Origin of the sequence: Pseudomonas sp. NPDC087814, from assembly GCF_044742865.1 — a bacterium.
In the GTDB taxonomy this organism is placed as follows: Bacteria; Pseudomonadota; Gammaproteobacteria; order Pseudomonadales; family Pseudomonadaceae; genus Aquipseudomonas.
Genome location: NZ_JBIUVK010000088.1, coordinates 1 through 9,365, shown reverse-complemented (window position 1 = coordinate 9,365; position 9,365 = coordinate 1). Strand labels below are relative to the sequence as shown.

Below are 9,365 nucleotides of genomic sequence, written 5' to 3'. Positions count from 1 at the left end.
AGGACGCCGGTTTAGCCGCGCCGGGCCATGGATGGCCCGTCGCGGCGGCCCGCGGAGCAATGCCGGAGTGAGGGAACGCCGAGCCTAGGCGAGGCAGAGCACTTTGGTTACTTTGCCGCTTTTGCAAAGTGACTCGCTGTAAGAGCGAAACCATAAGCAGCCGTTACCGAAGAAACGGATATGTACATCATCAAAAAATCAGGGTTTCACCCGCCCCTTGAGCATCCCATGATTCACCAAAAGCGTCCGCATGGCATTGCGCGTCACCCCCAACAACTCCGCCGTACGCAACTGATTAAACCCACAAAACGCAAACGCCTCCCGCACGATCAAATCCTCGATATCGTGCAACAACGAATCCCCCGGCACCTCGAACAACCGCAACAACTGCTCCCGCACCACCTCCTGCGGAATCCTCGGTGCCCCGCTGTTAACGCTGGCATGCATCGCACTCAGCCCCGCAGAAAACTTCAAGTGCGACGGCATGATCGGCCTGTCCCCAGCCACCAAAAGCGCCAGGTGCACCACATTCTCCAGCTCACGAATATTCCCCGGCCACGGATAATCCAGCAACGCCTGGGTCGCCGACTCCGACAACATCGGCTCAGCGATTTTCAGCCTGGCACTGTAGAGCCGCCGAAAATGCTCAACCAACGGCAGGATGTCCAGCGGCCGCTCACGCAACGGCAACACCTGCACCTGCGCGACGTTGATGCGATAGAACAGGTCAAGGCGAAAGTTGCCCGCCTCCACCGCCTGCTCCAGGTCGATGTTGGTGGCCGTCACCAGCCGGATATTGATCTTGATCGGCTTGCGCGACCCCACTCGCACCACTTCCTGCTCCTGCAATACCCGCAGCAGCTTCACCTGCAACGGCAGCGGCAAGTCACCGATCTCATCGAGGAACAGGGTGCCGCCATCGGCTTCTTCAAACCAGCCGATCCGCCGCCCCGAGGCCCCGGAAAACGAGCCGGCCTCATGCCCAAAAAATTCGCTTTCCGCAAGGTTCTCGCTGATGGCCCCACAGTTCACCGGCACAAACGCACCGGTGCGGCCGCTGGCGCTGTGGATATAGCGCGCCACCAGCTCCTTGCCGGTGCCGGTCTCGCCATTGATCAACACCGGCGCTTCACTGGGGCCGACACGTTGCAAATATTCGAGCAGTTGCAGGGAACGCGGGTCGGCAAAAACCAGCGCCTTGGCGCGAATCGACAACGGGTCTTTTTCGCCCTGGGGCAAAGTCAGGATCGGCGTGGGATGCCCGTGGGGACGGTTCATGAAGAGTATTTCCCGGCGACGAGGTGAAGGTACGTAAGGGAACTTTACTCAGTCACGCATATAACTAGAAATATTAAAAATTCATTAGTACATAACCGTTTATCGACGATGCGCCAGCGACCTCACGCAACGATCCCCCAGGCTTTGCACGCCCTGGACCAGCACCACCAACACAATCACCGTCACCACCATGATCTGGTTATTGAAACGCTGGTACCCATAACGAATCGCCAAGTCGCCCAGGCCGCCACCGCCAATCACCCCGGCCATGGACGAAAAGCCGATCAGCATCACCAGGGTCAGGGTCAACCCCGCAAGCAACGCAGGGAGCGCCTCCGGCAGCAGCACCTTGAAGATCACATGCCGAATATCTCCACCCATGGCAACGATGGCTTCGATGCGCCCCTTGTCCACTTCGTCCAGCGCGTTCTCGACAATCCGCGCAAAGAACGGAAAGGCGCCAATGGTGATCGGCACCACGGCGGCGGTGCTGCCCAGGGTGGTGCCGACGATCAACCGGGTCAGTGGAATCAAGGCAATTAGCATCACCACAAAGGGCAATGAGCGGCCCAGGTTGATCACCGCACCCAGCACACGGTTCACCCGTGGCAAGGGGAACAGCCCGCCGCGGCGACTGACAAACAGCAGCACCCCCAGGGGCAGGCCAATCAGCAAGGTAAAGACCGCCGCCAGCAGCACCATGTACAGGGTTTCGCCAGTGGCCGTGAGCAGCAGTTGCAGGATGTCGTTCCAGTCCGTTTTCATACCGCCCTCACCGCTGGCAGGCTGGGGGCCAGTGAGCGGCCCAGGCTTGAGGCGGGGTCGGCCTGCAATTGAATCAGGCTGCCGCTTTCCACCACGCGCCCATTGGCCAGGGACACCGCGCTGTCGCAGATAGCCTTGACCACATCCAGCTCGTGGGTGATCAACACGATGGTCACCCCCAGTTGCCGATTGATACTGCGCAGCAGTTCCAGGATCGACGCGGTGGTTTCCGGGTCGAGGGCGCTGGTGGCTTCGTCCGACAGCAAATAATCCGGGCGCGCCGCCAGTGCCCGGGCGATGCCGACGCGCTGCTTCTGGCCGCCGGACAGTTGCGACGGAAACGCCAGCGCCTTGTCACTCAGGCCGACCAGTTCCAGCAATTCCTTGACCCGGGCAACGCGCTCGGCCTTGGGCTGGCCGGCGATTTCCAGGGGCACCGCCACATTGTCGGCGACGTTGCGTGAATGCAGCAGGTTGAAACCCTGGAAGATCATGCCGATACGCTGGCGTTGCTGGCGCAGTTGCTTGTCACTGAGCAGCGTCAGGTCCTGGCCGTCCATGAGGATGCGCCCGGAAGTCGGGCGCTCCAGCAGGTTCAGGCAGCGCAGCAAAGTACTCTTGCCCGCCCCGCTCCGCCCCACGATCCCGAAGATCGAACCGTCGGCAATCTGCAATGACACGTTATCCAGCGCCGGCGGCTGGCCATCGGCGTAGGTTTTGCTGACCTGCTCGACGACGATCATTCGACAGCTACCGGAATCACCGAGCCTGCATATTTCTCGGTGATGAACTTGGCCACCTCCGGCGAATTCAGGTCCTTGGCCAGCTGTTTGATCCGTGGGTCGTCCTGCAATTTCGGGGTGGTCACGAGGATATTCGCGTAGGGATTGCCCTGGGCTTTTTCCAGCCCAAGGGCATCCTTGGCCGGTGACAGGCCGGCCTCAAGGGCGTAGTTGCCGTTGATCACGGCGAGGTCGACATCATCCAGGGCGCGAGGAATCTGTGGTGATTCGATCTCGAGGATCTTCAGGTGCCTGGGGTTCTCGGCAATGTCCTTGGGCGTTGCCTGGTCCTTGGCCGGGTCGTTGAAACCGGGCTTGAGCGTGATCAGGCCGTTGGCTTGCAGCAGGTACAGCGCACGGCTCAGGTTGGTGACGTTGTTGGGCACGGCCACGGTGCCTTTATCCGGCACCTGGGCAAAGCTGGTGTGGCGATGGGAGTAGATACCCAGCGGCTCGATATGCACGGTGGCCGCCACTGTGAATTTCTGGCCGAGAGCCTGTTCCTGGGAGTGCAGGTACGGCAAGTGCTGGAAGTAGTTGGCGTCCACATCACCGTGGGCCAGCAGTTCATTGGAGTTCACGCCGTTGGGGATTTCGATGATTTTCAGCTGCAGCTGCGGGTCGAGCTTCTGCACGTATTCGAGGATTTGCGCGTGGGGAATCGGGTCCGCCGCCACACGCAGGGCCTCGGCGGCCTGGGCGTCGAAGGAGGCAATCAGGACGGCCAGGGCCAGGGCTGTTTTCTTGAGCATGGTGATGTTCCTTATCAGGCGGACAGGGCTTGGGGAATCGTGGCATCGGCGTAAAACCGTTGGGCGACATCCGGATGGGAACGCAGGCGGCCCTTGAGGTAGTTCCAGCCGACGTCCCGCAGCAGCGGGTTACGCGGGTCACTGGTGGGGCCGTGGGCATCGCGCAGCAACTCGGGCGGCAACTGATACACCGGCACCACCGCGTCGAGTTGTGCACCGAGGAAAAACGCCAGGGACAAACGCTCGCTGCCCAGGGGCGGCGATTCGACCCGGTGCACCGTGGCACGCAGGTAGCCGTTGGTGGCCAGTTCCAGCAACTCGCCGATGTTCACCACCAGGGTGTCGGGGCGCGGCGAAGCGTCGATCCAGCGGCCCTCCTCCACTTCCACTTGCAGGCCGGCCTGCTGGTCTTGCAGGAGGAAGCTGAGAAAGCCGGAATCCTTGTGGGCACCGACACCCTGGCGACTCTGCTGGGCGTGGCGGCCGGGGTAGCGGATCAGCTTGATGTGTTCGTTGGGCTTGTCGCCATACAGCGGGTCGAAAGCGTTTTCCGGCAGCGACAAGGCCTGGGCAAAGGCGCGCAACAGGCGCAGGGACATCTGCGTCATCGCCTGCTGCCAGGCCAGTAACAAGGGCTTGAGTTCGGGCAATGCGGCAGGCCACTGGTTGGGGCCTTGGAGGCGCGACCAGGCCGGTGAGTCCGGGCCCTGTTGCAGCGGCTCACGCTCGGCGCCGAGGTCGAACTGTTCACGCAGGTCCGGCTGCCCCCGGGTGATCTCCGACGCGGCGCGGTTGTAGCCGCGAAAGTGCGGGGAGTTGATCATGCCGACAGCAAGCTTGTCGGCCTCCGGCAAGGCGAAAAACTGGCGCGCCTGCTGCTGCACCTGGGTGAGCAACCCGGCGTCGATGCCGTGGCCGGTGAGGTAGAAAAAACCGATATGCCGCGCAGCGTGGCGCAGGTCATCGAGAAACTGCCCACGCTGGGCCGGGCTGCCGTCGAGCAGCGCCAGGTCCAGCAGGGGCAAGGTGTTGATTGCCAGCGGGTGCGACATTGGGTGCTCACTCCATGAACAGGTACGTGGAGTGGTGAAGCTAAACGATCTAAAAACCCCGCAATAAATACCTTTTTGGCATTAGCTTAGGTTGGCGCGTTCGCCGCCCTGGCTTCTTCCAGCAGGGCCTGGATGACTTTCTCCTGATTGTCGTAGCGGCCCTCGCCGAAATGGCTGTAGCGCACTTTGCCGGTGGCATCGAAGAAGTAATGGGCCGGCCAGTACTGGTTATCGAAGGCGCGCCAGATGCGGTAGTCGTTGTCGATGGCCACCGGGTAATGGATGTCCAGCTTCTTGACCTGGCTGCGTACGTTATCCAGGACTTTCTCATAGGCGTTTTCCGGCGTGTGCACACCGATCACCACCAACCCGTCCCTGGCGTACTTCTTCGCCCACTGATTGACGTACGGCAGGCTGCGCTGGCAGTTGACGCAGTCGTAGGTCCAGAAATCCACCAGCACCACCTTGCCCTTCAGGCCCTCGGCCGTCAGCGGCGGCGAGTTGAGCCAGGCCACCGCGCCGTCGAGGGACGGCATGCGCTCATCGGACTGGCTGAAACTTTCGGCATCGACGTTGTTGATCAGGTAGTTCACCGCCTTGGGCACGCCGACCAAGGCAACCACCAGTGTCAACAGCAGCAGGCCTTTTGAGCGGCGCAGGTATCGGATGAAGTTCATGGGTGTCACCTCGTGGCCGGGGGTGTTTCAGCGCGTTTGCGAGCCGCGCCGTTTTGCGCCAGCGGCGTGTTCTGGAAGCAGGTTTCACTGCCGGTGAGTTTTTTCGCGGTAGCGGCGTTCACATCCGCCGCCACACCCGCCAGGGAAAACGCCAGGGCGCTGAGAAAGCTGTTGAGTGGGGTCATGGCCGGTCTCCTCAGCTGCCTTCAAGGCAATTGCTGGAAAATTTGCGGTAGTCGAGGACGTGGCGCTGGCCCTCGGAATCGAGGTAGGTCAGGTGCGAGTTGACGATGCCGCACAGCGCGCCACCGGACTCTTCGGAGATCGACAGCACCTGGTGGATATCCGGCTGGCTGGCGGTGGTTTCGGCATCGGCGGCAACACTCAGGCCAGTGAGTAAGGCAAACAGGCAACTGGCATAGGCAGCTTTGATAGTCATGGGTGGTTCCCCGGGGGTTCAAGTGGGCCGAGGCGGATTACCTCGATGGGCTCATTTGAACCTTGCGAGGTATCCGGATTGTGTCGGCCAGGCCGGGTTTTTTGCGTCGATGTGTATCTCGTCACCGCCAGATACACTGCAATACAAAGGGCACAAGGCAAGCCCGCCGCCAGTGGCTAGACTGCGCATCAATGACTAATCAACGAGGAAGGCAGCATGGATCACGTCGATCACATTCTGATTGTCGATGACGATCGGGAGATCCGCGAACTGGTGGGCAACTACCTGAAAAAGAACGGCCTGCGCACCACCGTGGTGGCTGACGGCCGGCAGATGCGCAGCTTCCTCGACACCACGCCCGTGGACCTGATCGTGCTGGACATCATGATGCCCGGCGACGACGGCTTGCAGCTGTGCCGCGAACTGCGGGTGGGCAAGCACAAGGCCACGCCGATCCTGATGCTCACCGCGCGCAACGATGAAACCGACCGCATCATCGGCCTGGAAATGGGCGCCGACGATTACCTGGTCAAGCCCTTCGCCGCCCGTGAACTGCTGGCCCGCATCAACGCCGTGCTGCGGCGCACAAGGATGCTGCCACCGAACCTGGTGGTGACCGAAAGCGGCCGGCTGATCCGCTTTGGCCGCTGGCGCCTGGACACCACCGCCCGCCATCTGCTGGACGAAGACAACACCCTGGTGGCCTTGAGCGGTGCCGAATACCGTTTGCTGCGCGTCTTCCTCGACCATCCGCAACGGGTGCTCAACCGTGACCAGTTGCTGAACCTGACACAGGGCCGGGACGCGGACCTGTTCGACCGCTCCATCGACCTGCTGGTCAGCCGCCTGCGCCAGCGCCTTTTGGACGACGCCCGCGAACCGGCCTACATCAAGACCGTGCGCAGCGAAGGCTATGTGTTCTCCCTGGCCGTGGAAATCCTTGGGGACCCGGCATGACCCTCACGTTCCGCTGGCCGCGCACCCTCGCGGCGCAACTGACGGTAATTTTCATCGTCAGCCTGCTGTGCGCCAACGCCCTGTCGTTCAGTGCGCAGTTCTATGAGCGCTACATGAGTGCCCGCAGCGTAATGCTGGGCAACCTGGAAAACGACGTATCGACGTCGATCGCGATCCTCGACCGCCTGCCCGCCGCCGAGCGTGCCAGCTGGCTGCCGCGGCTCGACCGCAACGCCTACCGCTACCTGCTGAATGCCGGCGAACCCGGCGAGCCGATGGCCAGCGACAACGTGCCCATGGCCGCGACGTCGATTTCCGATGCGTTGGGCGAGCACTACCCGCTGACGTTCCGCGACATCCCGGGCCTGCAAAAACACTTCCAGGCGCACCTGACCCTGGCCGATGGCAGCCCGGTCACGATTGATGTCTATCCCAAGCCGATCCCGTTTGCGTTCTGGCTGCCGGTGGTACTGGTGCTGCAACTGGTGGTGTTGCTGGTGTGCACCTGGATCGCCGTGCGCATCGCCATCCGCCCGCTGACACGCCTGGCACGGGCAGTGGAAACCCTCGACCCGAATGCCCGCCCGACGCCGCTGGACGAAACCGGCCCCACCGAGGTGGCGCATGCGGCGGCGGCGTTCAACGAAATGCAGAAACGGATTGCCGAGTACCTCAAGGAGCGCATGCAGATTCTGGCGGCGATCTCCCATGACTTGCAGACGCCGATCACCCGCATGAAATTGCGTGCCGAGTTCATGGAGGACTCGGTGGACCGGGAAAAGCTCTGGAGTGACCTGGGGGAAATGGAGCATCTGGTGCGCGAGGGCGTGGCTTACGCTCGCAGTGTGCATGGGTCGACCGAGGCCAGTTGCCGGATCGACCTGGATGCGTTTCTCGACAGCCTGGTGTTTGATTACCAGGACATGAACAAGCAAGTGAGTTTGACCGGTAAAAGCGCGGTGGTTTTGGATACGCGGCCCCATGCATTGCGCCGGGTGCTGGTGAACCTGGTGGACAACGCGCTGAAATTTGCCGGGGAGGCGCAGTTGGAGGTGGGGTCGACGGCGGCGGGTGAGCTTTCGATCAAGGTGCTGGACCGGGGGCCGGGGATTGCCGAGGATGAACTGGTGCAGGTGATGCAGCCGTTTTACCGGGTGGAGAGTTCGCGTAATCGTGGCACTGGTGGTACAGGGCTGGGGTTGGCGATTGCCCAGCAACTGGCGGTGGCGATTGGTGGGGAGTTGACGTTGAGCAACCGGGACGGCGGGGGGTTGTGTGCGCAGGTTCGGCTGGAGCTGTGACGGGCGGTGTGTATATCCATTATTTGGGTGATGGCTTGTATCGGTTCCGCTCTTACAGCGGCTCACTTTTGAACAGCCGGAATGCCGGCCCAGTCAAAAGTAAGCAAAACGCTCTTGCCCCACCACTCGGCTCCTCGCTTAGGCTCGGAGTGCCCTTGTAAGATTATTTTCACCTGCGTCAGACCGTAGTGCCCTCAGATTTCGAGATCGTGAGTGAGCAGGGGTCGAAGCAGGTTCTTTTCTAAACTAGTCCGAACGGTTGCCTGGGCGCAAAGCCCGATTCTGCAAGGTTGGACGTGAGGAAAACGCCATGAACAATGACTCTGCGTTCGTCGGAATTGATGTTTCCAAAAACAAGCTCGACTCATTCGTCAGCACTACTGGCCAAGTCGAGCAGTTTTTCAATACTCCAGAAGATATCCAGCGTTTAGCTAAGCATCTCAAGGCTCAGACGCCTGTTTTAGTGGTGCTGGAAGCTACTGGAGGATATGAGCGGCTTGCCGCTGCCGAGCTTTGCGCCGCTGGATTACCAGTCGTTGTCGTCAACCCCCGTCAGGTCCGTGATTTCGCCAAGGCGACCGGTCGGCTGGCTAAAACCGACGCTCTGGATGCCCAGGTGATTGCGGAGTTTGCTCAGGCGGTCAAACCCGAAATTAGGGAGATGCCAGATGAACACGCTCGTGAATTGGCAGATCTATTGACTAGACGCCGCCAGCTTATCGATATGATCGTGGCGGAAGAGTCTCGACTGAAACAGGCGGTATTCAAGGCACTTCGACGGGATATCAAGGCACATATCGTCTGGCTTCAAAAGCGCCTTAAAAGCACAGACGATGACTTGCACGAAGCGATCAAAGCATCGCCGGCCTGGAAGGCCAATTATGATTTGCTGCGCGAGGTCTCAGGTGTTGGCAACGTGCTCGCACTTTCGCTGCTGTCGATGGTTCCTGAGCTAGGCAAAGTGAATCGTAAACAAGTGGCTGCATTGGTTGGTGTGGCTCCTTTTAACTGCGATAGCGGCCAGTACAAAGGCCGTAGACGGATATGGGGCGGTCGAGCTGAGGTGAGAAGTGTGCTTTACATGGCTGTCTTGTCCTCGAAGCGTCACAACCCTGTGATCGAGAGGTTCTACAACCATCTGCTTGCAGCGGGGAAGACGAAGAAAGTAGCGCTGGTTGCATGCATGAGAAAGCTGCTGACGATCCTGAATGCCATGGTCCGCGATCAAAAACATTTCGCAGAAGTGGCTTGAATTTCGACACGGTTGCTCACTCCGGCTTTGGACCGTGGGCCGCCGTCATGGGCCATCCCTGGCCCAGGACGGCTAACCCGGCGTCCTGCCGGGTTACCCACGCTCCAAAG

10 protein-coding genes and 1 pseudogene are annotated in these 9,365 nt (G+C 60.8%); 3 read left to right on the top strand and 8 right to left on the bottom strand.

Annotated features, from left to right (window positions below):
• Nucleotides 1-198: 198 nt before the first annotated feature.
• The 8 genes and pseudogenes from ACIOMR_RS30415 to ACIOMR_RS30380 form a co-directional block, all read right to left on the bottom strand.
• Nucleotides 199-1,278 (bottom strand): sigma-54-dependent Fis family transcriptional regulator, encoded by a 1,080-nt coding sequence (locus tag ACIOMR_RS30415; protein ID WP_003212528.1) that lies wholly within the window; start codon nucleotides 1,276-1,278, stop codon nucleotides 199-201.
• Between the two features lie 99 nt (nucleotides 1,279-1,377).
• Complete coding sequence (locus tag ACIOMR_RS30410; RefSeq protein ID WP_003212526.1) at nucleotides 1,378-2,043, bottom strand: methionine ABC transporter permease; 666 nt, start codon at nucleotides 2,041-2,043, stop codon at nucleotides 1,378-1,380.
• Nucleotides 2,040-2,786, bottom strand: coding sequence for a methionine ABC transporter ATP-binding protein (locus ACIOMR_RS30405; RefSeq protein ID WP_003212524.1), 747 nt, complete (start codon nucleotides 2,784-2,786; stop codon nucleotides 2,040-2,042). The genes ACIOMR_RS30410 and ACIOMR_RS30405 overlap by 4 nt, the downstream gene beginning before the upstream one ends.
• Nucleotides 2,783-3,577 carry a MetQ/NlpA family ABC transporter substrate-binding protein gene (locus ACIOMR_RS30400; protein ID WP_003212522.1) on the bottom strand — a complete coding sequence of 265 codons (795 nt, stop codon included), beginning with the start codon at nucleotides 3,575-3,577 and terminating at the stop codon, nucleotides 2,783-2,785. Before ACIOMR_RS30400 ends, ACIOMR_RS30405 begins: the two co-directional genes overlap by 4 nt.
• Nucleotides 3,578-3,591: 14 nt before the next feature.
• Nucleotides 3,592-4,629 carry an isopenicillin N synthase family dioxygenase gene (locus ACIOMR_RS30395; RefSeq protein WP_401198095.1) on the bottom strand — a complete coding sequence of 346 codons (1,038 nt, stop codon included), beginning with the start codon at nucleotides 4,627-4,629 and terminating at the stop codon, nucleotides 3,592-3,594.
• Nucleotides 4,630-4,715: 86 nt separating this feature from the next.
• A pseudogene (locus ACIOMR_RS30390) lies at nucleotides 4,716-5,234 on the bottom strand (thioredoxin family protein); the annotation flags it as partial.
• A 77-nt stretch (nucleotides 5,235-5,311) separates the two neighbouring features.
• On the bottom strand, nucleotides 5,312-5,491 hold the full coding sequence (locus ACIOMR_RS30385) for a hypothetical protein (RefSeq protein ID WP_087695230.1): 180 nt from the start codon (nucleotides 5,489-5,491) through the stop codon (nucleotides 5,312-5,314).
• 11 nt (nucleotides 5,492-5,502) lie between these two features.
• Nucleotides 5,503-5,745 (bottom strand): DUF2790 domain-containing protein, encoded by a 243-nt coding sequence (locus ACIOMR_RS30380; protein ID WP_401198092.1) that lies wholly within the window; start codon nucleotides 5,743-5,745, stop codon nucleotides 5,503-5,505.
• Nucleotides 5,746-5,961: 216 nt separating this feature from the next.
• Here ACIOMR_RS30380 and ACIOMR_RS30375 point away from each other — a divergent pair, with 216 nt between their 5' ends.
• The 3 genes from ACIOMR_RS30375 to ACIOMR_RS30365 all read left to right on the top strand — a co-directional run bounded on the left by ACIOMR_RS30375 (nucleotide 5,962) and on the right by ACIOMR_RS30365 (nucleotide 9,255).
• Nucleotides 5,962-6,702 (top strand): response regulator, encoded by a 741-nt coding sequence (locus ACIOMR_RS30375; RefSeq protein WP_003212510.1) that lies wholly within the window; start codon nucleotides 5,962-5,964, stop codon nucleotides 6,700-6,702.
• Nucleotides 6,699-8,003: an ATP-binding protein gene (locus ACIOMR_RS30370; protein WP_003212508.1), complete on the top strand. Its 1,305-nt coding sequence runs from the start codon at nucleotides 6,699-6,701 to the stop codon at nucleotides 8,001-8,003. Before ACIOMR_RS30375 ends, ACIOMR_RS30370 begins: the two co-directional genes overlap by 4 nt.
• Nucleotides 8,004-8,313: 310 nt before the next feature.
• Nucleotides 8,314-9,255: an IS110 family transposase gene (locus tag ACIOMR_RS30365; protein ID WP_401198088.1), complete on the top strand. Its 942-nt coding sequence runs from the start codon at nucleotides 8,314-8,316 to the stop codon at nucleotides 9,253-9,255.
• Nucleotides 9,256-9,365 lie beyond the last annotated feature (110 nt).

Bases quoted from the DNA above. Each gene is read 5' to 3' on its own strand.
- ACIOMR_RS30415 (WP_003212528.1), bottom strand. From the start codon at position 1,278: ATGAACCGTCCCCACGGGCATCCCACGCCGATCCTGACTTTGCCCCAG.
- ACIOMR_RS30410 (WP_003212526.1), bottom strand. From the start codon at position 2,043: ATGAAAACGGACTGGAACGACATCCTGCAACTGCTGCTCACGGCCACT.
- ACIOMR_RS30405 (WP_003212524.1), bottom strand. From the start codon at position 2,786: ATGATCGTCGTCGAGCAGGTCAGCAAAACCTACGCCGATGGCCAGCCG.
- ACIOMR_RS30400 (WP_003212522.1), bottom strand. From the start codon at position 3,577: ATGCTCAAGAAAACAGCCCTGGCCCTGGCCGTCCTGATTGCCTCCTTC.
- ACIOMR_RS30395 (WP_401198095.1), bottom strand. From the start codon at position 4,629: ATGTCGCACCCGCTGGCAATCAACACCTTGCCCCTGCTGGACCTGGCG.
- ACIOMR_RS30385 (WP_087695230.1), bottom strand. From the start codon at position 5,491: ATGACCCCACTCAACAGCTTTCTCAGCGCCCTGGCGTTTTCCCTGGCG.
- ACIOMR_RS30380 (WP_401198092.1), bottom strand. From the start codon at position 5,745: ATGACTATCAAAGCTGCCTATGCCAGTTGCCTGTTTGCCTTACTCACT.
- ACIOMR_RS30375 (WP_003212510.1), top strand. From the start codon at position 5,962: ATGGATCACGTCGATCACATTCTGATTGTCGATGACGATCGGGAGATC.
- ACIOMR_RS30370 (WP_003212508.1), top strand. From the start codon at position 6,699: ATGACCCTCACGTTCCGCTGGCCGCGCACCCTCGCGGCGCAACTGACG.
- ACIOMR_RS30365 (WP_401198088.1), top strand. From the start codon at position 8,314: ATGAACAATGACTCTGCGTTCGTCGGAATTGATGTTTCCAAAAACAAG.